Origin of the sequence: Pontibacter ummariensis (assembly GCF_900188175.1) — a bacterium.
In the GTDB taxonomy this organism is placed as follows: Bacteria; Bacteroidota; Bacteroidia; order Cytophagales; family Hymenobacteraceae; genus Pontibacter; species Pontibacter ummariensis.
Genome location: NZ_FZOQ01000024.1, coordinates 37,805 through 61,532 on the forward strand (window position 1 = coordinate 37,805; position 23,728 = coordinate 61,532).

The 23,728-nt window shown below is 52.3% G+C and carries 20 protein-coding genes; 15 read left to right on the top strand and 5 right to left on the bottom strand.

Features of this window, described 5'->3' with window-relative positions; translation table 11 throughout:
* Positions 1-44: 44 nt before the first annotated feature.
* Positions 45-2,471, bottom strand: coding sequence for an ABC transporter permease (locus CHB92_RS20400; protein ID WP_089321093.1), 2,427 nt, complete (start codon positions 2,469-2,471; stop codon positions 45-47).
* A 538-nt stretch (positions 2,472-3,009) separates the two neighbouring features.
* On the opposite strand from CHB92_RS20400, the gene CHB92_RS20405 reads away from it, so the two are divergent.
* The 14 genes from CHB92_RS20405 to CHB92_RS20470 all read left to right on the top strand — a co-directional run bounded on the left by CHB92_RS20405 (position 3,010) and on the right by CHB92_RS20470 (position 17,873).
* Positions 3,010-4,368: a sigma-54-dependent transcriptional regulator gene (locus CHB92_RS20405; protein ID WP_089321094.1), complete on the top strand. Its 1,359-nt coding sequence runs from the start codon at positions 3,010-3,012 to the stop codon at positions 4,366-4,368.
* Entirely contained in the window at positions 4,358-5,710 is a 1,353-nt protein-coding gene (locus CHB92_RS20410) for a sensor histidine kinase (protein ID WP_089321095.1), read from the top strand. The genes CHB92_RS20405 and CHB92_RS20410 overlap by 11 nt, the downstream gene beginning before the upstream one ends.
* Positions 5,711-5,943: 233 nt before the next feature.
* A complete protein-coding gene (locus CHB92_RS20415) occupies positions 5,944-6,510 on the top strand; it encodes an RNA polymerase sigma factor (RefSeq protein ID WP_089321125.1) in 567 nt (188 codons plus the stop codon).
* The gene (locus tag CHB92_RS20420) at positions 6,488-7,780 is read left to right on the top strand and encodes a hypothetical protein (RefSeq protein WP_089321096.1); all 1,293 of its coding nucleotides are present in this window, start codon (positions 6,488-6,490) and stop codon (positions 7,778-7,780) included. Before CHB92_RS20415 ends, CHB92_RS20420 begins: the two co-directional genes overlap by 23 nt.
* Before the next feature lie 90 nt (positions 7,781-7,870).
* The gene (locus CHB92_RS20425; RefSeq protein WP_089321097.1) at positions 7,871-8,335 is read left to right on the top strand and encodes a CHRD domain-containing protein; all 465 of its coding nucleotides are present in this window, start codon (positions 7,871-7,873) and stop codon (positions 8,333-8,335) included.
* 77 nt (positions 8,336-8,412) lie between these two features.
* Positions 8,413-8,802 (top strand): c-type cytochrome domain-containing protein, encoded by a 390-nt coding sequence (locus CHB92_RS20430; RefSeq protein WP_179223118.1) that lies wholly within the window; start codon positions 8,413-8,415, stop codon positions 8,800-8,802.
* A 7-nt stretch (positions 8,803-8,809) separates the two neighbouring features.
* Positions 8,810-9,379: a YceI family protein gene (locus CHB92_RS20435; protein ID WP_089321099.1), complete on the top strand. Its 570-nt coding sequence runs from the start codon at positions 8,810-8,812 to the stop codon at positions 9,377-9,379.
* 5 nt (positions 9,380-9,384) lie between these two features.
* A complete protein-coding gene (locus CHB92_RS20440) occupies positions 9,385-10,269 on the top strand; it encodes a DUF5777 family beta-barrel protein (protein ID WP_089321100.1) in 885 nt (294 codons plus the stop codon).
* 369 nt (positions 10,270-10,638) lie between these two features.
* Positions 10,639-11,499, top strand: coding sequence for a universal stress protein (locus CHB92_RS20445; protein ID WP_179223119.1), 861 nt, complete (start codon positions 10,639-10,641; stop codon positions 11,497-11,499).
* Between the two features lie 41 nt (positions 11,500-11,540).
* Positions 11,541-11,984 (top strand): Hsp20/alpha crystallin family protein, encoded by a 444-nt coding sequence (locus tag CHB92_RS20450; RefSeq protein WP_089321102.1) that lies wholly within the window; start codon positions 11,541-11,543, stop codon positions 11,982-11,984.
* 109 nt (positions 11,985-12,093) lie between these two features.
* A complete protein-coding gene (ppsA, locus tag CHB92_RS20455; protein ID WP_089321103.1) occupies positions 12,094-14,541 on the top strand; it encodes a phosphoenolpyruvate synthase in 2,448 nt (815 codons plus the stop codon).
* A 141-nt stretch (positions 14,542-14,682) separates the two neighbouring features.
* The gene (locus CHB92_RS20460; protein WP_218824285.1) at positions 14,683-15,453 is read left to right on the top strand and encodes a VIT1/CCC1 transporter family protein; all 771 of its coding nucleotides are present in this window, start codon (positions 14,683-14,685) and stop codon (positions 15,451-15,453) included.
* Positions 15,454-15,613: 160 nt separating this feature from the next.
* Positions 15,614-16,492, top strand: a complete 879-nt coding sequence (locus CHB92_RS20465) for a universal stress protein (protein WP_089321104.1) — start codon at positions 15,614-15,616, stop codon at positions 16,490-16,492.
* Positions 16,493-16,679: 187 nt separating this feature from the next.
* Positions 16,680-17,873, top strand: a complete 1,194-nt coding sequence (locus CHB92_RS20470) for a L,D-transpeptidase family protein (RefSeq protein ID WP_089321105.1) — start codon at positions 16,680-16,682, stop codon at positions 17,871-17,873.
* 231 nt (positions 17,874-18,104) lie between these two features.
* Here the strand turns inward: CHB92_RS20470 and CHB92_RS20475 are convergent, their stop codons facing one another.
* Positions 18,105-18,989, bottom strand: coding sequence for a universal stress protein (locus tag CHB92_RS20475; RefSeq protein WP_089321106.1), 885 nt, complete (start codon positions 18,987-18,989; stop codon positions 18,105-18,107).
* Positions 18,990-19,129: 140 nt separating this feature from the next.
* On the opposite strand from CHB92_RS20475, the gene CHB92_RS20480 reads away from it, so the two are divergent.
* Positions 19,130-19,564 carry a hypothetical protein gene (locus CHB92_RS20480; protein WP_089321107.1) on the top strand — a complete coding sequence of 145 codons (435 nt, stop codon included), beginning with the start codon at positions 19,130-19,132 and terminating at the stop codon, positions 19,562-19,564.
* Positions 19,565-19,623: 59 nt separating this feature from the next.
* Here the strand turns inward: CHB92_RS20480 and CHB92_RS20485 are convergent, their stop codons facing one another.
* The 3 genes from CHB92_RS20485 to CHB92_RS20495 all read right to left on the bottom strand — a co-directional run bounded on the left by CHB92_RS20485 (position 19,624) and on the right by CHB92_RS20495 (position 23,273).
* Positions 19,624-22,203, bottom strand: coding sequence for a BamA/TamA family outer membrane protein (locus CHB92_RS20485; RefSeq protein ID WP_218824286.1), 2,580 nt, complete (start codon positions 22,201-22,203; stop codon positions 19,624-19,626).
* A gap of 87 nt (positions 22,204-22,290) precedes the next feature.
* Positions 22,291-22,716, bottom strand: coding sequence for an alpha/beta hydrolase fold domain-containing protein (locus CHB92_RS20490; RefSeq protein ID WP_089321108.1), 426 nt, complete (start codon positions 22,714-22,716; stop codon positions 22,291-22,293).
* Between the two features lie 278 nt (positions 22,717-22,994).
* Positions 22,995-23,273 (bottom strand): hypothetical protein, encoded by a 279-nt coding sequence (locus CHB92_RS20495; protein WP_089321109.1) that lies wholly within the window; start codon positions 23,271-23,273, stop codon positions 22,995-22,997.
* Between the last annotated feature and the right edge of the window lie 455 nt (positions 23,274-23,728).

Sequence of the window (23,728 nt, forward strand, 5' to 3'; positions counted from 1 at the left end):
ACAGCGTCACCTTTCGGCATCACCAGCTCCCGCGTCAGTTGTCCTTACTCAAACCTCAGGTTAGTGACCGGGTTAGCAGTGGCTGCTTTCAGGGCCTGGTAGCTCACCGTTAAGAAGGCCACCAGGGCCGCAACCAGGCTCGCCACTAAAAACACCCACACAGGTATATCAATGCGATAGGCAAAGTCCTGCAGCCAGGTGTGCATGGCGTACCAGGCCAGCGGAAAGGCAATCAGGGCCGATACCAGGATCAGTAAGAGAAACTCCTTCGACAGCAGTGCCACGATCATCGAGTTTTCAGCACCCAGCACCTTCCGGATACCGATCTCTTTTTTACGGCGCTCGGCGGCGTAAGCGGCAAGGCCAAAGAGCCCCAGACAGGCCACAAAAATGGCAATGCCGGTAAAGATCCAGAGCAGGGTTTTCAGCTTGTCCTCTGCCTTGTACATCTTCTGGAAGTTGTCATCCATAAAAATGTACTCGATGGGGTAATCCGGAGAAAAGGTGCTCCACACGTCCTTCACGTGGTCGATGGCCCCGGCAACGTTCTGGGCGTCGATCTTTACCGCCACCTTATGATAGGCCTCAGGAAAGATCTGTAGCACCGTTGGCTCCACTTTGTCATACAGGCTCTTAAAATGGAAATCTTTCACTACCCCGATGATCTTCCCTTCTTTCAGTGAGTCCGGGTTCTCGTCGCTCCATACCTGCCACTGTAAAGGCTGTCCCAGTGCTTTCTCGGGCGTCCTATAGCCCAGTTCCCTCACAGCCGTCTCATTGATCATGAAGGCATGGTCCGTATCGGTCTTAAACTCTTTGGAGAACGGCCGCCCTGCAACCACTTTTACATCTAGGGTATTGAGATAATTATAGTCTATCATCAGCTGGGTAACCCCGTGGTGCACTTGCTCGCCGTTTCGGGGCACGATGATCCTATCTCCTGCCGTCGCATCGCCCGGAAAGCCATAGCCGATGGACACGTTCTTAATTTTGGGCGACTTTAACAGCTCCTGCTTAAAGGTCTCGTAGTTTTCGAACATCTGGTCCCCCCGCATCTGGAAAAACATGATCTGCTCTTTGTTAAAGCCCAGGTCTTTGTTGTGCAGGTAAGACACCTGCTGGTATACGATTCCGGCGCATATGATCAGAAAAATGGACAGGGCAAACTGCAGGACAATCAGGCCGTGCCGCAGCCACTGTATCTTCCCTACCCTGCTATCGACCACCACCGCACTCTTCAGCACTTTTACAGGTTTAAAACCTGAGAGGACCATAGCAGGGTAAAAACCGGCCAACACGCCCACGACCACTGCCAGGACAAGCAACAGCAACAGAATAGCAGGATTCCCGAACACGTTGAACTCCATTTGCTTGCCTGCGAAGGCATTCAGGGTAGGCAAGAGCAGCGAGGCCAGGGCCGCCGAAAAGATGACGCTGATCAGGGTAAGCAGCAGGGTTTCGCTCAAAAACTGCGCGACCAACTGCCCTTTACTGGCCCCTACCGCTTTTCTCACCCCCACTTCTTTGGCCCGCTGGCTAGACTTGGCCGTGGACAGGTTCACGAAATTGAAGCAGGCAATGAGTAGGATGAAAACAGCGATGATGCTTAGGGCCTTTACATAGGTAATGTTTCCTCTGATAGCCTGGTCAAAACTAAAGCTGGCAGAATAGAGGTACACCTCCTCCAGCGGCTGGAAGACGGGCAGGTAATCGTAAGGCTGGTTTTTGTCGGGGTCTATCTGCTGCGCCACGATCTTTCGGAACTTTTCCTGCACAAATCCGGGGTCGGCCCCCTCTTTCAACTTAACATAAGTATAAAACTGCTGCCAACTCCACTTCTTCATTCGTTCGGCCGGGAGTTGCGCAGCCTCCATCGGAAGCACAAAGTTTACCGGCAGGTGAAATTTATCATTGCGCTCAAACACGCCCCGTACAATAAAAGGCTCTTTATTTACAGTCACCTTTCTGCCCACAGGATCCACCTCGCCGAACACACGCTCCGCAAACCTGTCCGAGATCACGATAGAAGAGGGATCGGCCAGGGCTTTTTGGTGAGACCCGTATTTGAACGGAAGCTGAAACATCTCGAAAAAGCCCGGATCGGCATAGGTGCGTCCGTTTTCATAAATGCTCTTCTCCCCTACCTCTACCAGGTTATTTGCCTCAAACTGCAGCATCAGGATGCGTACGACTTTCTCCACCTCGGGGAAATTCTGCTCCAGGGTAGTGCCAAACATGGGCGGAACAGGGGCAATGACCTTCCCCGATTCTCTCGCCGACATGTCGTTATACAGGCGGTACACCCTGTCTCCCTCAGGCAGGAACTTATCATACTGCAGCTCGTCGTATACGAACAGGCCGATGAGCAAGCAGGCCGTCAGGCCCAGGGTAAGGCCAGACAGGTTGATAAAGGTAAAGGCCTTATGCCGGAACAGGTTGCGATAGGCGGTTTTAAAATAGTTTCTGAACATAGTTTTGTGCTGTAGAAGTAATTAAGAAAATCTCTTTGTCAATGTAGCAGAAAGGAAAGCTAGTACAGGTACCTATTCTGCCTTTCTGATTTGCTTGTCGGTGGCCCTGTCCAGGCCCGGCACTCGCGTCCTGTCATCCGTGCTGGTACTACCGGGGCACTGTAGCACTGCCCACTAATGGTCATCCTTCGTGCTGATTCACAGGCTTCGGCGCAGCCCTTCTGGATGTTCCTTCGTCTTCCTCCGACACAGCGGGGCATTGCTATAAAAAGCAGCTTTTTCATCGCCTTGTTATTAGTTGTTCCGGTCAGCTCTCTGAACGTGAAGCACTTTACCCAAGACCCGTACCACTTTATATAACTTATTGATAAACAGATACTAGTGCTTATGAAACTGATGCAATGGCGTGCATTTCCGCTCGCCAGGTGTGCGAATTCGCACGCTCTTTTTCCTGAGCAGGAAGCCCTAGCTTCTCGTAATCAAGGTGTTGTAGGTATGGCATAATTATAGTTTCTTGCCCCACTATTATGATAGTCCTATGCAACTAAAGAACGCCTCCATCCTGGTAGTTGATGACGATACCGACGTGCTGACGGCTGTACGCCTGCTACTGCGGCCACAGGTAAGGGAGATCATTACGGAAAAGAACCCTGAAAACCTGCCCGCTTTGCTCCGGCAGCAGGCCTTCGATGTGATCCTGCTGGACATGAATTTCAAAAGCGCCCTCAATACCGGCAATGAGGGCTTCTATTGGCTGCAAAAGATAAAAGAGTTGAAATCGGAGGCTACAGTGGTTATGATCACCGCCTATGGCGACATTGACCTGGCAATCCGCTCGCTAAAGGAAGGTGCCTTTGACTTTGTGGTAAAGCCCTGGCATAACGAAAAGCTACTGGTCACCCTGACCGATGCCTTGCGTAATAAGAGCAAAGCCAGCAGTCCAAGTCCTGCTCCAAAGCCCGCCGGGGCATTCGGTCCTGAGTTGCTGGGCGAGTCAGAGGCCATGCGGGATATCTTCCTAAAGGTTAAAAAAGTGGCCCCCACCGATGCCAATATCCTGATCCTGGGCGAGAACGGCACCGGAAAAGAATTAGTGGCCAAAGCCATACACGAGCATTCTTTGCGCGCTCAAAAGCCCTTTGTAAAAGTGGATGTTGGCGCCCTGACCGAATCGTTGTTTGAGAGTGAGCTGTTTGGGCATAAGAAAGGGGCCTTCACTGATGCCCGGGAAGACCGGGCCGGCCGGTTCGAGGCAGCCAACGGAGGCACTATTTTTCTGGATGAGATCGGTAATATTTCGCTGCACCAGCAATCTAAACTGCTTAGCGTGCTGCAAAACCGCCAAGTAATACGCTTGGGCACAAATGAACCGGTGGGCATTAATGTGCGCCTGCTGTGCGCCACCAACGTGCCGCTGGCCGAGTTGGCCAATGAGTCCCACTTCCGAAAAGACCTGATCTACCGCATCAACACAGTCGAGCTCGTGCTACCGCCCCTGCGCAAGAGGGGCAATGATATTTTGCTGCTTGCCCGGCATTTTGCAGGGGTATATGCCGATAAGTATATGAAGCCCATACCGGAGCTGAGTAAGCCGGCCCAGGAAAAGCTCCTGCAGTACTCCTACCCTGGCAATGTGCGTGAGTTACAGTATGCCATTGAGCGGGCTGTGATTATGGCAGATGGGGAAGTGCTGGATGCAAGCGACATCCTCTTCTCCCCACTAGAGGCTACACCGGCCGTTAGTGCCACGAGCGAAGAAAGTAACTTGGAGGAGCTTGAGAAAATCACCATCAACCGCGTACTTCAGAAGCACGACGGCAACTTAACCCGTACCGCCAAAGAACTGGGCATTACCCGCACTGCCTTATACCGTCGCATTGGCAAATATGGCCTTTAAGAGCTTTGACCGAAACCTGGTGCTGCGGGTAGCCCTGCTGCTGCTTACCCTGAGCCTGCCCGCTGTCCTCATCCTTCATGGCTGGTCGGAGGCCCTTGTGTTTCTGTTGCCCATCATCTTGTACCAGGTCGTAGACCTCACGCGCTTTTTACGAAAGGCGCAGGAAGAGTTGAACCAGTTTATTGAATCAGTGCACTACCGTGATTTTTCGCGGTACTATAACGAGCAGTACCCCAGTGCACAGCTCCAGTTACTCCGGAAAGGCTTTAACGAGATCAACACCACCTTTAAAAGCATTAACCGGGAAAAGGAAAGCCAGCACCTACACCTGCAAAAGATCATGGAGTTGGTGGATACCGGGATTTTGTCTTACGAGGTCGACAGCGGGGAAGTGGTGTTAATGAATGAGTCGCTGAAAAAGCTCCTGCACATCCCCTTCATGAAAACGATTCACTTCCTGGAGAAAAGGGATTATGAGCTGTATCAGGCTGTGCAGGAACTCGCAGCGGGCCGCTCCCGAATTGCAATGGCCAACACTGCGCATTTTGAGAAAAGCGCCTTTAAAGTATTGCTGTCGGCCACGGCCTTCCGCAGCGAAGGACACACCTATAAGCTGGTAGCTTTCCAGAACGTGAACGAAGCATTAGACGAAACAGAGTCCCAGGCCTGGCAAAAGCTTTTGAACGTGATGACCCACGAGATCATGAACTCCGTGGCACCAATTGCCTCCCTGGCCGACACCCTTAAAAACCGCCTCCAGGAAACAGCTCCTGCCGGTCCTTCCGCCCACGACCTGGAAGACTTTAAGCTAGGTGTTAGCACCATCAAAAACAGAAGCCTAGGCTTGCTGCGCTTTGCTGAAACATACCGTAACCTGAACCGGATAACAAAGCTCAGCCTGACAGAGGTATCGGTTAAAGAAGTGTTCCTTAACCTAAAGCACCTCATGGCACCCACCCTGGCACAGAAGCACATTAAGTTAGAGATCAGCCTCTCCTCACCTGACCTGCGCTTGCAGGCCGACAAAAACCTGCTCGACCAGGTCCTGATCAACCTGATGGTGAATGCGATGGAGGCGGTGAAGGACCGGCCAGAACCGCAGATCAGCTTATCGGCCTATGCCTCCCCCCAGGGTAAGACCCTTCTTAAAGTGGCAGACAACGGCATTGGCATGTCCCGGGAGGTGCAGGAAAAAATCTTTATCCCCTTTTTCAGCACCAGAAAGAACGGCAACGGCATTGGCCTTAGCCTGTGCAAGCAGATCGTACTCCTCCACAAAGGCACGATACAGGTACAGTCAGCTGAAGGCGAGGGCACCGCTTTTATCCTCCGGTTTAATTAAGCTATGTTTAGTTAAACCCTCTTACACGGCTTTAAACAAAATCTTACCCTGGTAAAGCAGCCCGGCAGCAGCCCCCTTCTGCCACCCCGTCCTTTTACTGCGCCTGGCTCATATGCGTATACCCCTGTACGCTTGTGTAGCACCCTACCACCCTCCCACCCTCAGAAAATATTTTTAGACGGAGGCAACCGTTGCTGCCTTTTAACCGTGATGGGGACGCAAAACCCGGAAAAGTGAGCGAAACAGAGAGCAAACAAGTGGTGTCCTTGCTGAGTGGTTGCCTCAAAGAAGACCGCAACGCACAAAGAAAGCTGTACAAGCTCTTCTATGGCTACGCTATGAGCATCTGTGTACGCTACTCAAAAGACGCGGAGGAGGCACGGGAGGTGCTGAACGACGGCTTTCTGAAGGTGTTTACCCGATTGGACCAGTACGACAACCGGAAGCCCTTTAAAGGCTGGCTTCGGCGCATCATGATCAACACGGCGCTGGATAACTACCGGCACAACCTGAAGCACTACTACCTGTCGGATGTGGAAGACAACTCACCGGCGGCAGAAGACTTTGGGGCAGAGCAACAACTGGGCTACGATGACCTGATCCTACTGATCCGGAAGCTTTCGCCGGCCTACCGTGCTGTCTTTAACCTGTACGCCATCGACGGGTACACGCACGAGGAAATCGCCGCTATGCTGCACATTTCGGTGGGTACCTCCAAGTCGAACCTGGCAAAGGCACGGGCAAATTTAAGAGAGGCTTTAAAAAAAAGCAGGATAGATGAACACAAACAATATGTCTGACGAAGAACTCGACCGGCTGTTCCGGAAGGCTGCCCAAGACCAGGACCCTCCTTTTGAGGAGGAAGCCTGGTTGGCCCTGGAGCAGAAACTGGATGAAGTGCAGGTGCCCAGGCCCTGGTTCAGACGGCTGTTGCCTTTCCTGCTGCTGGTGGCGGTCTCTCTGTTAGTGGTGCTTAAGCAGTCTTCCGACCAAATCGATGTCATAGCAAATAAGGAAGACGCGGCAGCTGTGGAAAGAGCCCCGGCTCCGACCACGGTTGCTTCCACCCTCACCGGGGCTTCCCCGAGAGACTCCAGAGCCAAAGGATTAGCCAAGGCGACTAACTCTACCGGAACGGCTGACACAGCACCTACTACTGTAGCACCAGTAACGGTGGCAACTAAAAGAGAGGCGGCTCCTGGGGGCGTAGTGACTGCCCGGGAAAAGGCAACAGCACCTCCCTTTGCACAGGCGCTGCCTGCGAGAGCCGGGCAAGAGCAGGTTTTGGCGCAGGCACCCCCTGCAACCCAAAGCCTGTTAGAAACCAAAGTCGCCGCCATGCCCACCACAGAAGGTGTGATAACAAGAGGTACAGTTTTATCAGTGCCTCTGTTGCAGGCAACCGCTCCCCCACAACAGGAAGATATGGGGACGGCAGAGGACAGCAGCCTACAAAAGAAACAGGCCTTCGCCCAAAATGTGCGGTTGGCCGTAGCGGTAGCCCCGGACATAACAGCAGTTAAGTTTAAATCTGCTGATGCTGTAAGTGCCAATGTGGGGTTATTGGTTGGGCTACCGCTTGCCAACCGGCTTAGCCTGGTAACAGGGGTGGTATGGGCAGACAAAGTGTACGGGGCAGCTCCCGAAGACTATGCCCCAACACCCGATTACTGGGTTGGGAAAACACTCCCCAACAGCATTGAGGCACGATGTGAGGTTTTAGACATCCCGCTTAACCTGGAGTACAACCTTTGGCAGCGCGACCGCAACAGCTTGGCGGTGCAGGCAGGCTTGTCCAGCTATATCATGCTGAACGAGGAGTACACTTACACCTATGGCAGGGGCTATGCTACCTACGAGAAAACCTGGGCGGTGAAAAACCAGAACAGGCATTGGTTTAAAGTTCAGAACATCAGCGTTAGTTACTACCGGCAACTGACCCCGGCACTGCAGGTCGGCGTGGAGCCCTTTGTTAAAATCCCCTTGGGTGATATCGGTGCGGGACATGTACGGCTTACGAGTGCAGGGCTGTTCTTTAAGGCCGCCTGCACCCTCCCCTTCCTGAAATAGTCACCCGATTCCACCTCATGTGCTAACACCGCCTGGACTGTGTTAGAGGGACTTTGTTTGCCTGATTTTTTAAAAATAAAACCTACGACTATGAAAAGCTTATTTCACACCAACATCCTGTTGCTCTTACTCCTGAGCCCCCTCTGTGTATTTAGCAGCTGCGACGACGACGATGAGGACGATGGTAACATCAACCCGGACATCGTGCAGTTCGAGAACATTACCCTTTCCGGGGACAATGAAGTGCCGGCTAACAGTTCTGCCGCTACGGGTACTTTTAACGGCACCTTTAACCGTGATACCAAGATCATGACTTACTCCATCGACTTTGCCGGCCTTACCCCTACGATGATGCACTTTCATAAAGCAGCAGTGGGGCAAAACGGGGACGTAGAGATCGGGATAGGCGCAGCGCCTTTCACTTCGCCTGTTCAGGGGCAAACACCCGCCCTGACAGAGGCCCAGGAAGCTGACCTGATGGCGGGCCTGTGGTACGTGAATGTACACAGCAACCAGTTTCCGGGGGGTGAGATAAGGGGGCAGCTCGTGCCCTAACCGCTTTCACGATGCTCACTGGGCAGCATCAGGATAAGCCAACCGTAAACCATGCCTGGCCTATTAAACTGAAAACAATGGCACGACCTCTTTTTACGCTAGTTACAGCGGCTGCTCTGGCCCTCCTTGTTGTTACGGCTTGCACCAGCGACAACGAGGAGGACAGCCTGCCGCAACCAACCCCGCAACCGCAGCAGTGCGATGTTTCCAACGTGACTTTCTCTAAAACCATTACCCCTATTCTGTCTGCTAACTGCTACACGTGCCACAGCTCATCCTTTTCAGAAGGAGGCGTAGTACTGGACACGCACGCCGGCGTGAAAAAACAGGCTGACAATGGCACCCTGTTAGGGGTTATCACCCATGCAAGCGGTTTTCCGGCAATGCCCCAGGGAGCAGCCAAGCTTTCTGACTGCAACATTGCCCGCATCAAAAAGTGGATAGAGGCCGGGGCGCCTGACAATTAACGATAGCATGAAATTATCCTTTGTCCTACTCTTTTGCTTTGCCTGTTTGCTCTCTGTTGAGGTGGCGGCTCAAAGCCGCTACTTCACAAAGACAGGGCATATCTGGTTTTTCTCGGAAGCCCCGCTGGAGGACATTATGGCCCGCAATAGGCAGGTAGTGTCGTTTATTGATTTCAAGACAGGAGAACTGGCTTTTTCAGTGCCCATGACAGCTTTCCAATTTAAGAAGTCACTGATGCAAACCCACTTCAACGAAAACTTTGTAGAGTCAGGCAAATACCCCAAGTCCACATTCAGCGGCACGTTTAGCAAACCAGGCGCTATCGACCCCACGAAAGAGGGTACCTACAAGGTACAGGTAGAAGGGCAACTGACGATACACGGCGTGGAGAAGGCCCTCAGCACAGACGGCATACTGGAAGTAAGAAACGGCAAGGTGCGCGGTAAAGCGACGTTTATCGTAGCGCCACACGACTACGACATCACCATTCCGTTGCTGGTACGGGAGCACATTGCCAAAGAGGTTGCCGTGCATGTGGATATGCTGTATGAACCTTTTACGGGTAATACCCCCTGAAAACGATGGCAAAGCATCTGCTACTGTCCCTCCTGCTGCTGCTAGCGCCCTATCTTATGCAGGCGCAGGATGATTTGCTGGACCTTGCCGAGGCACTGGATAGCACAGAAGCCGGCTATGTGTCCGGCACCTTTAAAGCCACCCGCCTGGTGAACGGCCACTCTGTGGAAACAAACGGAGACCAGGAGCTTCTCTTTCTCATCTCCCACCGCTTTGGCACCCTGAACAGTGGCGCCTATAACTTATTTGGGCTGGACCAGGCCACCATCCGGCTGGCGCTGGAGTATGGCCTTACAGACAGGCTTACCCTCGGCCTGGGGCGTAGCTCGCTCGAGAAAACCTACGATGGCTTTGCTAAATACCGAATATTGCGCCAGTTACAGGGCGCGATGCCTGTTACGGTTACTGGTTTTTCAAGCCTCGCGATCAAGACACTGGAGCAGCAGCTCCCGGAAAGGCCTACTGCTTTTTCCTCCAGGTTGACCTACACCCATCAGTTACTCATCGCGCGTAAATTTACCGAAAGGCTATCGCTACAGTTGAGCCCCACGTGGGTGCACCGCAACATGGTGGCTACCCGGCAGGATGAAAACGAGGTATATGCCCTGGGCCTGGGAGGCCGGTACAAACTTACCAAACGCACCTCCTTTAACGCTGAGTACTACTACCTGCTTCCCGGTGAAACAGCAGACCAATACCGCAATGCCCTGGCCATGGGCTTCGACATTGAAACGGGAGGGCATGTATTCCAACTAATTTTCACGAATGCACAGGGCATGGTGGAGAAGCTCTTTATTCCCCAAACCCAAGGCGCTTGGGAGGAGGGCGATGTTTACTTCGGGTTTAACATCTCCCGCGTGTTTAGCCTGAAAAAAGAAGGCGACTGGTAAGCTTGTCTCTTCCCCTCATAAGCATTGCCCTGCCATTGTAAGCTTACCCTACCCCTGCAGCAGGCATTCCGTTGCCCTTTCGGCCCTACTTACCACTGCAAAAGCACTTATCCCTAAGCTGTTGCCCTTGTTTGAGCAGCTACTACCCAAGGTTTGTCATGCTGCATTATCTGCCATCAGGTGCCCCTCTTCTTCAGGGCACACAGCACCTATCCTTTCTGCTATTACGGCGGTTAAACATCTCTACTTGCGCTGCCTGTGTACCTGTGCTGCCTGATGATAACGATCATCCCTGCCGGTGACTTACGTCATGAGGAGTTCAGGATTTTTACCGGACTTTTATATCAACAAATCAGCCCCCTAATTATCATGAAAACGATACTCTGTATATCTGACTTTTCGCAAACCTCTGAGAATGCAGTCCACTATGCCTATGAACTAGCATCGCTTCTGAAGGCACGCCTCCTGCTTTTCCATAACGTTCCGGAGCATGCCGCCGCCATGGCAGCCCCTTACGAAGCCGGTAGCCATGCCGCTCTGATAGAACAACTGGATGAACGGAATGAGTACGTGCACAAGCTGGAAGAAACCAGGCAGCGGCTTGCCTATAACAACCCCTCTAGCCAAGCGCGTTGCGAGTTTCTGATCCGACACGGGCTCGCCAAAGATATGCTCCCGGCCCTTATAGAGGAGGAGCAGGTTGACCTGGTGGTGATCGGGAACGATGAAGCTGACGCACTACCCGAAATCTTTACTGGCACCGTGGCGGCTGGCCTTATTGAGAATGCCTCCTGCCCAGTGCTCGTGATTCCGGAGCAGGCTGCCTTTAAACCGCTGCAAAAGATGGTGGTTGCTGTAGGCCAATTAGGGGAGCCCTACCAGGACCTGGATGCCGTGCTGGCCCTGGCTCTCCTGTTTCGATCCGAGGTACATCTGCTCCACGTACTCCCGAAAGAAAATGCCCAGGCTAACGCGACGGCACAAGAAGAAAGCTATCCTTTGGCATCCTGGAACGCCTACAAGAATGTTACTTACCACGTGCTGATTCATGACAGCATAGAAGAAGGCATTAGCCAGTTCACCCGCGACAACAGAGCGGACATGCTCGTGCTAGGTTACCATGCAGAAAACCCCTGGCAGCATTTGAGCCAACGGAATCTGGCACAGGATAAAGCATACCACACCTATCTGCCGGTGCTGTTTGCTCACTTCGAAAGGCAGGAGCCCTGATCGCAAAGCTTACACTTAACCCACTATAAACAATAAAGACTATGTCACTGGTAAAATCAAAAAAGAATGGTTTGATTCCTGCATCCTCCTTCCTGACAGATGTACTGGACCTGGATCGCTTTTTCGACAACGACTCCTTTTTCAAAGGATTTAAGAAGGTGCCCTTCACAAACATACGGGAGAAGGACGACCGCTTTGAAGTAGAGCTGGCCGCCCCCGGCATGGACAAGCAGGACTTTAAGGTGGAGATCGATAACGACATCCTCACTGTTTCGGCAGAACGCAAGGAAGAGAAGAGCGAAGAAAAAGAGCAGTATACCCGCCAGGAGTTCAGCTACAGCTCATTTACCCGTTCCTTTGAACTGCCTGCCACAGTAAATGCCGAGGCAATTCAGGCAGCATACAAAGACGGCATTCTAAAACTAACGCTGCCGAAGAAAGAAGAAGCTAGTGTTAGCAACAAGAAGGCAATAGAGATCGCCTAAGCCTTAGCTCATCAACGGGAAGGCGGGTATGTGTGCCCGTCTTTTCCTTCCTCCCCCTCACAGGCGATACTAACAATGCTTTACCAAACAACCAGAAACCTTTCCTGCTATGGCAACTTACATCATTCCACTTAAAGAACTAACCCTACAACATGTCTCCGAGGTAGGAGGTAAAAACGCCTCACTCGGCGAAATGCTGCGCAGCCTGGCTGCCGACCAAATTCGTGTACCCGATGGCTTTGCCACGACCGCCCGGGCCTACCAGGATTTTCTGGAAAGCAACAACCTGACTGCGAAAATCGAGCAGCAGCTCGCAAAGCTAGACACGCAGCAGTTCAGCAACCTGCAGGAGACAGGGGCTCAGATACGAAAACTTATCCTGGCTGCCCACCTGCCCGACAGCCTGGCCGGGGCGATTCGGGAAGCTTACCAACAGATGTGCCGGCCATACAAGGCCCCAGTGCAGGTGGCGGTCAGAAGCAGCGCTACGGCCGAGGACCTGCCGGACGCCAGCTTTGCGGGGCAGCACGAGTCTTACCTGAACATTTCGGGGGAAGAGCAGGTGCTGAAAGCCTGCCTGCGCTGCTACGCCTCTTTGTTTACCGACCGCGCCATCAAGTACCGACACGACCACGGCTTCGATCATATGAAGGTGTACCTATCGGCGGGTGTACAGAAAATGGTCCGCTCCGACCTGGCCAGCGCGGGCGTGTGCTTTACCCTTGATCCGCAGTCGGGCTTTGACCAGGTCGTCTTTCTGACAGGCAGCTGGGGGCTTGGCGAGAACGTAGTACAAGGCACGGTAAACCCGGATGAGTTTTACGTCTTCAAACCCACCCTGAAGCAGGGTAAAAAGGCAATCATCAGTAAGAAGGTGGGCTCAAAGGCCATCACCATGGTGTATGCAGACGGAAACTCCGATCAACCCACTGTAAACATAGCGACCCCTGCCGCCAAACAGGAGGCCTACGTCCTGTCGGACGACGAAATACGGCAGGTGGCCGAATGGGCCGTGCGGATTGAAGAGCACTATGGGCGCCCGATGGACATAGAGTGGGCTAAAGACGGGGAGACGGGGGAACTGTTTATTGTGCAGGCCCGGCCCGAAACCATCCACAGCCGTAAAAACAGGCAGCTTACCCACACCACCTTTACCCTGCAGGAGGCGGCCAAGCCCCTGGCCAGTGGCAAAGCGATTGGGCAGCGGATTATCAGCGGCACTGCCCGACTCCTGAACTCGCCCCAGGAGTCGCACCTCCTGCAAGCAGGGGAAATCCTCGTGACCGATATCACCAACCCGGACTGGGACCCCATCCTGAAAAAGGTGTCGGCGGTGATCACCAACAAGGGAGGCCGCACCAGCCATGCAGCGATCGTAGCCCGAGAACTGGGTGCCCTGGCCGTGGTGGGAACCGGTAACGCCACAGAGCTGATACGGAACGGGCAGGAGATCACCGTGTCATGTGCCGACGGGCAGAACGGGATGGTGTATGACGGCAAACTCAACTGGAGGGAGGAAGTGCTTGACTTCGGGCACCTGACAAAGCCGAACACCCGCGCTATGCTCATCGTGGGCGATCCGGACCAGGCTTTCGACCTCTCCTACTACCCCAACGACGGGGTAGGGCTGATGCGCCTGGAGTTCATTATCAACAACAGCATTCAGATTCACCCAATGGCCCTGGTGAAGTACCATGAACTGCAGGAGGAGGCTGTAAAAGCGCAGATTGATGCCCTGACCCACCACCACGAGAACAAGGAGGACTATTTTGTAGAGAAACTGGCCCAGTCCGTCGCCACGATCGCAGCGGCTTTCTACCCTAAAGACGTGGTCGTGCGCATGAGCGACTTCAAAACCAACGAGTACGCCAACCTGATCGGGGGCCGGCAGTTTGAGCCGAAAGAGGAAAACCCGATGCTTGGCTTCCGGGGCGCCTCCCGCTACTATAACCCCCGCTACCGCGAAGGCTTCGGGCTGGAGTGCAAGGCGATGAAAGTAGTGCGCGACGAGATGGGGCTAACCAACGTGAAGCTGATGATCCCATTCTGCCGGACGATAGCAGAAGGTCAGCAAGTGCTAAAGCAAATGGCAAAGTATGGCTTGGTGAGAGGCGAGAACGGACTCGAGGTGTATGTGATGGCAGAGATCCCAAGCAATGTACTTCTGGCAAAAGAGTTCGCCAGGATATTTGACGGCTTCTCCATCGGCTCTAACGACCTGACCCAGCTAACCCTTGGCATCGACCGGGACTCCTCTACGGTGAGTGAGTTGTTTGATGAACAAAACGAAGCCGTGCAGAAAATGATTAGCGAGGTCATTCGTGCAGCTCACGAAACCGGCGTAAAAGTAGGCCTGTGCGGCCAGGCACCCAGCGACTTTCCCGCCTTTGCGCAGTTCCTGGTTGAGCAGGGGATTGACAGCATCTCCTTTAATCCGGATGCCTTGCTAAAGGGTGTAGAGAACATACTGGCAGCCGAAAAAGAGCAGGGTAAAGCCGGCAGGGAGGCTGTTGGACCAACTAAAGAGAGTGTCTTTCCTTGGGAAGTGCATTCCTAAAGGTGAACTTCTTTACCTTCAGGGGCGGGGGCCGGTTCATAGACCGGCCCCCGCCCCTGAAACTTCCTATCCCCCTTCTTAAGAACTGGGCAGAACTCCTGTGCCTTCGTTTTCACTTTCCACATACTTAGCATATCGCACATGATGACCGGTAGCAGCGATGCAGACACTTTACGGCAGCAACTCAAGGCCTCACACAGCCCGGAGCAAATACGCAAACGCTTAGCGCAAAGGAAACCGCACAGCTACCTGAAAGACTTTGTGTATGGTGCAGTAGACGGAACGGTAACCACTTTTGCCGTTGTGTCGGGCGTCGCAGGGGCTGGCTTAGCTCCTAAAGTAATTCTCGTCATGGGCCTGGCCAACCTGCTAGCCGATGGCTTTAGCATGGCTGTCAGCAATTTCTTAGGCGTTCGGGCCGAGAAACAACAGGTAGAGAAAGCCAGGGCCGAGGAGCTTTTACATATAGCAGTATATCCGGAGGGAGAAGCAGAGGAAGTCAGGCAGATTTTTGCCAACAAGGGCTTTACGGGTGAGGTGCTGGAGCAGATTGTCCGGATCATCACATCCAGCAAAAAGCAGTGGGCCGATACCATGCTGCAGGAAGAGTACGCTTATCCGCTCGAACGGGCTAATCCCTGGAAAGCTGCACTGTCTACCTTCACCTCATTTATTACGATGGGCCTGGTGCCGGTTTTCCCGTTTGTTTGGAACTTCCTGGTATCAAACCAATTCCGGGATCCTTTTCTTTGGAGCTGCCTCTGCACCCTTGTCGCTTTCTTTTTCATTGGTGCCATCAAGAGCCGCTTCATAAGCAAGAGTTGGTACCTGTCGGGCCTGGAAACCCTCGTATTGGGCGGTGCTGCTGCCACCCTTGCGTTTTTTGCTGGCAATCTGCTCAAGGGGCTTTAGCTGTAGCCCTGCTGCCTCTCCCGAGTGTGCCCTCCTCCACTGCACAAAGGATGACATTCATCAGCGCCAAAAGCGACGGCGGTCATTTCGATAGGCCACCCCACTTTGTAAATTTACTTACTAAGGTTTCCCTAAAATCAACCTTCACACCATAAAACTTATGAAAACAATTCTGGTGCCCACCGACTTTTCTGATAGCGCGACCAACGCCTTACGAGCTGCCACTTCTTTAGCCGAGCAAACAAGAGGTAAGCTATTGCTCGTGCACGTACTGCCCCTGCAGGTGCTAACCGCTGCTGATGGGGCCATATACGAGTCTTTTGATCCTGCCCTGCGGGACTTCTATAAAGACAAACTAAATGACCTGGCCAGGCTGATAGCCCAGGAAAACAACTTCCGCTTTGAGGTAGAGGTGTGTTGCGGGCAAGGGGCCTTCCATGACCTGGTAGGTGAGCTGATCCAAAGCAGGCAGGTTAGTCTCGTGGTCATGGGTACGAGAGGGGGCGGTAACTTTTTGGACAGGCTGATTGGCAGTACCACAACTTCCTTTATGAAAGTAGCCAAATGTCCTGTGTTGGCTGTACCGGCCAAGGCGCATCGGATTAGCTTAAAGAAAATTGCCTACGCCTCTGATTTTACAGGCGATGACCAGGTATTCCTGCAGCAGCTCTTTGCGCTCACAGATCCCTTTAATTCGGAGATCAACATTATTAACATCAAAACTGACGGACAAGCCCACACAGGGGCAGAACAGCCCATGCTACAGAACTTAAGCCACAGGTTTCCGGAAAGGAAGTTCTGTATTGCCCAGGTGAAAGCTGACACTGTAACAGCAGGTATCAAGGCCTTTGTGAGTGAGAACCAGGTAAATGTACTGGCAGTTTCCATTCATGAAAGAGGTCTGTTGCAGGATCTGTTCCACAAAAGCATCTCGAAAGAACTTGTGTTTGAAACAACAGTGCCCTTACTAAGCATACCCCAGGCACCTTATGTAAAGTCAGCTCCAGAGACAGCCGAAACAGCTACCCTGGCCACTTAAAAGAACACGGAAACTACAGGAAGCGAAACTGGGAAACTCTTCTTATGCCAGCCAACCCAGGAGAAGTATGGTGTTTTTGTAGTGAGAGCAGGCGCACCATTTGTACCGGGCCTCTCTTCACCCACTTGCCCTTTTCTTTCTGAACACCTCACTCCGGAAACGGAAACAAAGCCCTGCCGGGATATACATGACCGAACCCCTCGTGCAAATGAAACTTCTTTACTGGTGTAGTATATGGATGCTGTTTTTAACAAACAGCGACAGAACATTTAAGAGCGCGCAAAAACAAGCAAGGGTACAGCCGCAGCACGAACGGCTCCAGCAGGCTTTACAGCAGTACCAGCAATTAGCGGAACAGGAAAACTGGGCGTACTTTCCGGACAACCTCTGCCTGCAGGCGCGGGATAGCAATGCCTATGTCCTGGACCTGCGTAAAAACCTGCGCCTAACAGGCGATCTGCCTTTGCCAGAGGCACCCCTTAGCGCCGTGTTTGACAACACCCTAACCTCTGCGGTCAAGAAGTTTCAACAACGCCACGGCTTGCGAGCTGATGGCATTGTGGGCTACGAAACAGTACAGGAGCTGAACGTACCCCTCTCCTTGCGTGTGCGGCAGATAGAGCTTAACTTAAAAAGGTGGCAAGACTTCGCTGCTAATCCCGTACAGCCAAAGGTGTTTGTAAACATTCCGGATTACACCTTGCACCTGTTAGACAACAGTCAGAAAACCGTTTGGACCACCCGGGTGGTGGTCGGCCATGTAGGCAAAGCCTACCAAACCGTGTCCCTGGAGGGGTTGCTGTCTTACCTGGTTCTTAACCCGAGCTGGAACGTCCCCGCTAGCATCGTCCGAAGAGAGATCATCCCCATCCTGAAAGAGGACATAGGCTACCTCGAACGGAACCATATGTCCCTTTACCAGCTGCAGGGCAATCAGAAGATAAAGATACCTGCTCATGCAGTGGATTGGCAGACGGCAGACCCGACCCGCGACAACTTGTTTGTGGTGCAGGAGCCGGGCTCCTGGAATGCGTTGGGTAGAGTCAAGTTTATCTTCCCGAACCCTTATGCCATTTACCTGCACGACACTCCTGCCAAAGCCCTGTTCTCGCAAGGCAAAAGAGCCTACAGCCATGGCTGCATACGGGTGCAATACCCTGACTCGCTCGCAGCTTACCTGTTGAGTGACCTATGGGGAAAGCCAACAGACATACAGGCACTATGGCGTAATACGGCACCAGACAAAATTGTGCGCTTGCCCGAGCCTACTCCGGTAAAGTTGGGATATTACACCTGTTGGGTGGACGACAAAGGCATCCTGCAGTTTAGAAGAGACATCTACCAGCTAGACAATGTAGTAGCCAGCGAACCTCACCTATAGCCTAAGAGCTGCGATCTTTACCAATTTGTGAAAGCTGTACTTTCAGGCTGGAGGGGCGAAAGTCAGGCTCTTCAGGGCATGAACGCATCACACACAGCAGCCAACACCTGTTGATAAATCTTTTGAACGCGTAGCCCCCTTTTCCCTGCAACCCGGGAGCCGGCCTTTGCCAAACACCAAGGCAGGTACAACACTGTTGCACCTGCCTTGGTGTTTTTGACCGTTACCGCCCTAGTTTGCCGGCTTAAGTCTTTCCTCTGTTTTTATCAGGTCAACTGCTTTTCCGTATTTCGGTAGTGCTAACATAGGCACGCTTAGCCGCTGCACCATTTTGCTGGCTACGCTACTATGCAACAGGTCTCCCCATATGCCATGATCGGCCACTGTAAAAGCGACTAAGTCAGCATCATGGTCTTTAGAGTACTGCTCTATCCCCTCCGCTACGCTGGCACTGCTTATTTGGGCGAAGGCTACCTCCTCCTCTGCAAAAGCCTGTAGCAGGTAATTCTTTTCAATCGCTACGTTTACCTGCCCCAACTCTCCTGCTACATCTACATAAAGCAAGGTAAGCTTAGCAGCAAAAAGGCGTTGCACCTGGTGTATTACCTGTAAGGCATCGCTTTCGGCAGGCTCCAGTGCCGTCGCAAAAACTATTTCTCGCACCTGTCCCAGCACTGCGTCCTTCGGAACTGCCAGTACCGGACAAGGCGCATGCTGTACAAGCGTTTCTGCTATGGTCCCGAGAATTTTATCCAGGTAAGAGGTGTACCCTCCCCTGGTGCCTATAATAACCATGCTCACATCTCTCACGCTAACCAGTTCTAACAGCTCCTGAACCACGTTTCCGGCTTTCACCGTAAAGCGGATAGGCACCGCATAAGGGGTGTTCTTCTTGGCCAGTGTGGTAAATTTTCTAAGCTTACCCAGGGCTTCCTTTTTGGTTGCGTATGCTGGCAGCGCATACACCGGCTCATCTACCCCAGCTACTAGCACAGAAGATTCGAATACATGGCACAACAAAAGCTGGGCGTCGGTATGCGAGGCCAGCTGTAAGGCGAGTTCCAGCGCTTTGATGGACTCTTCGGAATAATCGATTGCAACAAGAAAAGTTTTCATGGTTCTAAGGCTACAGGATTGTTTTGTTCAAGGGCAGTGACCAGCCTTAAGAGTATTTGCTGGCTTACAACTGCCTGAACTTTAAACCAAAGGTAACGGAAGAAGCCGGGCAGAAACACTGATGCGTATCAGCAGGAAACATGATCTTCATCAGCCGGATACAGAAAGGCTCATCCTCAAAGTTTCAGGATAACCCACGTGCAGGCTCCCTGAACCAGGACATTTTTGCCTACATCAATGCGGCCGACTTTAACGAGTTCCTGGAGGTACAGGAGGACTTATACCTGCGCATGATGGACGTGATAGAGGCCAGCGGCACGGGCTTCGCCTTTCCATCGCAGACGCTCTACATGACCCGGAACCAGGGCCTGTCAAAAGAGAAAACGGCAGAGGCAGAAGCGCAAGTACACCAATGGCGGGATAACAAGGAGATGCAAATCCCAAACTTTAGTCCAGATCGCATCAGCAGCAACGCAACACTATTCCCTATCCTTCCGATGGTTCGCCGGGCAAAGGCAGTTAAAGGGAGAAAAACATCCGACCGGTCCCTGCTTAAAGTATCCTTAACTTACTGACACCCAGCCCAACCGCAGATTCGCTTAGTATCAAAACTCACTATTTAAATGGCCGATGCTTAGAACCTAAAGCCTATGGCAACATAGGGGAGCGTGTCTTCCTCGGAAAAGCCCAGCAGCGCCTGTACCAGGACCAGCTTAGCAGGCACCAGATAAAAGCCTCCGCCATAGCCGTTGTGCCATACATCCGATGACGCACGGTCAGCCCATACCCTGCCAACATCATGGAAGCCAATCAAACCGAGTGTGCCAGGGAAAAGGTAGGAGGTGAAGTCAAAAAGCTTCAGGCGCAGTTCCAGGTTATGGTATGCCATGCTTTCGCCCGCAAACCGGAAGTTGCGGAAGCCCCGCAAATTCCGGTTCCCGCCCAGGTACAACAGCTGAAAAAAAGCAGGGTCACCTACAGTAGTTCCTCCGCCGAAGCGGTTGGCAATGGTAAAGTCATCACCGCTGCCCGGACTCACATAGAAGCTTACAGCAGAGATAACCTGCGCATAGGCATTTTGCTGCTCATTTAGCTGCTGTGAAGCAACAAGAGAGGTGTTCCAGTGTAAGCCTCGCGTGGGCAACTGTAACGCGTCGCGGGTATCCAGGTCCAACTCGGCCACAAGTCCGGTATACACTTTTGTGCCGAAAATCTCCTCGCCGGGGTTCTGCTCTGCGTACGAGACAATAAACCTTCCCCTGTTGTTTGATTGGTCGTTATCATAAAACTGGCCGAGAAGGCCCGCATTGGCCGACCAATGCCGGCCCAGGGAGCGGTGTAGTTTTACCTGTGCGTTTACAAAATCATAGCGTGTGCGGTAATAGCGGATGGGTTTATCCCCCTCTTCTATAAACGCGGTCTCATTCCCTACCCCGAAGAAGTTACTGGTGTTGTTCGGTGCCCGCGCATCCAGGTTGATGCTCAAATCATACTTGCTAAAAACCTTCGTAAAAAAAGCTTCATACTCGGCAAAGAATGCCTTCGTCGCCAACGCATGCCCCACCACCAGGCGGTGCCGGGCAGCAAAAGGAGCTTTCCGAAAGCCATGTTTCGTGTATTGAAAGCCCACCCCCAATAGCACCCCGTCATCCAGGTTATAGCCTGCTGTGGCTAAAGGCATCAGCACATCATATTCGAAGGCCCTGGGCTCATAGGCATTCACCGTACTGTCGCTGGAGACTTTTAACCTGGCAAGCGATCGGTCCGGAAAAGTGTTGTCCTTATCGGACCGATCATAGATGTACAGCTTCGCTGAATTTTGAAAGTCTTCCGGAACGTTAAACACGTCTTCTTCCCCGCCCCCTATCATTCGTACCCGGATGGGGGAGACATGCGTGCCCGCAACAGAAAACACGTCCTCGCCGTCTCTACCGTACAGCCTGACTTCTTCTGTTGTCTCCGGGTCAAAGGTACGCTGGTACAGAACCCTGCCCCTGATGTTGTCATTTTTCAGGTTGTATACCGTAACCCTTACTTTCCCATCCGCTGCATACTGCACCTCAAAGAACTCCTCTTCATCCGAGCCCGGTATGTCTACAGCCTTCGCCAGGAAACGGTAATATGCCAAAGCGTCCTGCCCCAGGCTGTTTCGCCTTGCCATTAACTTTTGCAGGATTTCCTCTCCCGAAAGGGCATAAATACCAGCGGGCATACGACGCACGGCTTGCTCAAGAAGGGAGTCGGTCAGGGTTTGCTGCACAGAAGCAACCTCCTCCCGCCAGTCGGACTCCCCCAAGTCAGTCAGGAACCGGCGGTCGAAATAGCGGGCGTTGAAGTTGAAGCCTTCAATGTCCCTGATCGCCCTGTCAAAGCCCTGGAACTTAGGCATGATCCACTTCCGCGACCCAATCTTTGGGATTAGCCCTTGATTGGTGAAAAACACCTGGTCCCTGTCGCGGGGAACAGGCAGGTAATAGTCCCCTATCTCATCTTCGGTCTCTATCCAACGCCACTGGTCCTCGTGACGGTCCCAGTCCCCGATCAGCATGTCCAGGAGCCGCGCCCGCAACACCAGCCGTTGATGGACACGGTTATCGTTGTCCTCTTCCAGCTTCTCCAGCACTTTTTCCGTGTTATCGGTGTCTTTCACCCCTACAGGCTCCCGCTCTTCAAAAAGGTATACCTGGTTCGCAAACTCTTCGCGGTACTCGCCCAGTGCGGGATCGTCAGGTAAGTAGACCACCTCCGGATTGGCGTGCGGGATACCCAAAGCCGCTGCTAAGGGCGGCACCACTAGAGCGCCAAAAGGATGCGAGGCAGAGATTTGGTCCTGCACGATAGCCTTGGCCACAGTTTCCCGAAGACTTTCCGGTAACGCCAGCCCCGGGTCTTTCTGAATTGTGCGCAGCACCCATTCGTTGCCTGCGGCATCCTGCAAGCGGAGCGACTTGGTTTGCTGCCCTCCCCCCTTCTGTAAGATCACCATGCCACCTTTCTCTTCGTTCAGCCGAAAGACTTTCATCTTCACAGGCGTTGCCCAAAGCTTGCGGTAGTTGTCCCCAAGAAAGAACTTATGGCTTTCGCTTACCTGATTATAGACAGGGGCAATGGCCACCGTAATGCTGTCCGCCTCCGGGTTAGTTTGGGCGAGGCTGCCAACGCTACCAAACAGCAGGAGGGAAATACAAAATGAGATTACCTTCTGAGTGCGCATTCTTTTCTATAGGTTTGTCTACCATAAGTCTAAAAAACAGTAGCTTAGGGGTTAACGGTTAAAACGGGAAATAGCTGCATAAGACAATTAACTTTTAAATACTGGTCTAATCGGAGGATTAACCTGATCCGTTTGTTCCAGGAACATTTTGAATACGGAAGCTTCAGAGGGGCCATAGCTGGGTGCAACGACCTTGATAGCGCGAACGATTTCATCTTTGACCTGGTCTACCGGTTTGCCGGAAGGAACAAAGCTTGGCATAAATTCATACACGCCCTCCCGCGCTCCAAAACCTCCATCGCCAATAGAGGGGCTGAGCACAGCCGCTGACGCGGACAAGTGTCCGCCGGCACTGTCTCCGGTTACCGCAATCCGTGTTGGGTCAGCACCGTATTTGGCGGCATGTTCCTGTATGTGTGCAATAGACCCGAACACAATGAAGAGAATATTTGGCAAGCTAAAGGACGCAAAATAATAAGACACTCCCCTCAGCCAAACCTGATAAACAATCAAAGCGCTCTTTTAGCTCTGAAGGTTAGGCGAATAAGGCAACAGAAGCCATAACTCCTTTTTAATCAATAGCAAAAGCCGTTTTCGGTTCCCTATATAGGACCAAAGCCACTACCCCGGTTCCAGCGGACGGGTGCTGTTCGCGGTATATCAGTTCTTCTGATAAACGCCGAGGTTGTTGATACTAAAACGTATGGCAGGTGTTGAGTGGTAGGTAGTTTATCAACACCTCCAACTCCATTGGTGTTATCAGGAACGCCTGTTCCAAGACCTCCTCTATTTTACCAAAAGGGGCTAAATAAAACATTCACCAGTACAAAAGTCGGTATAGGGGTACAGAATAGGGCAAGCAGCCAATTGATCCAGTACTGAAAGGCGTCCACGTTCTTTAGTCCAACCAAAATGAACCCACTAACACCTACTGACCAGAAAAAGGGGAAAACTAATAGCTCTTTTCCTCCCGTTACCCCAGCAACATTCGTTGGCACATATAAGAACAAAAGGCCATAGACTACATTGTAGATGATCGTGTACAGCAGAAGGCTTCTGTTGATTTTCATGGCTTCATCGCACGTAGTTTATTTGTTTTTGCTTACGTATAGAAAACGTTGAAGACAACGCTGCCTGATTAAGCCGCGTTGAGACAGATGCAAACCCAAATATGCTGGCTTGCTAAACATAAAACTTATTTCCCAACAGGATAGAGCTAGTTGATTAGCCTACCAACCAGCTTTATCCTGTTGGCGATTACCTATTTATCACAAGGAGATGCTGTGCTGAACCAAACGTACCGCCCGCACATGTTTCTCAAGGCACTAAAAGAGGGTATGTTTGTACATATTGATGCTCCTTAAAACTAGCCGATGTCAGTACCAGTGGTACAGTTGTATAAAAAGATAAACTCATGAAGCCTTCTAACACATCTTATGATAAACAAGCAATTAATGGAGTTGCTGAAGAGGCTGTTTACTGCCACGCTCCTACAGCCATACGTTTATCCACAGCCTCTAAATCT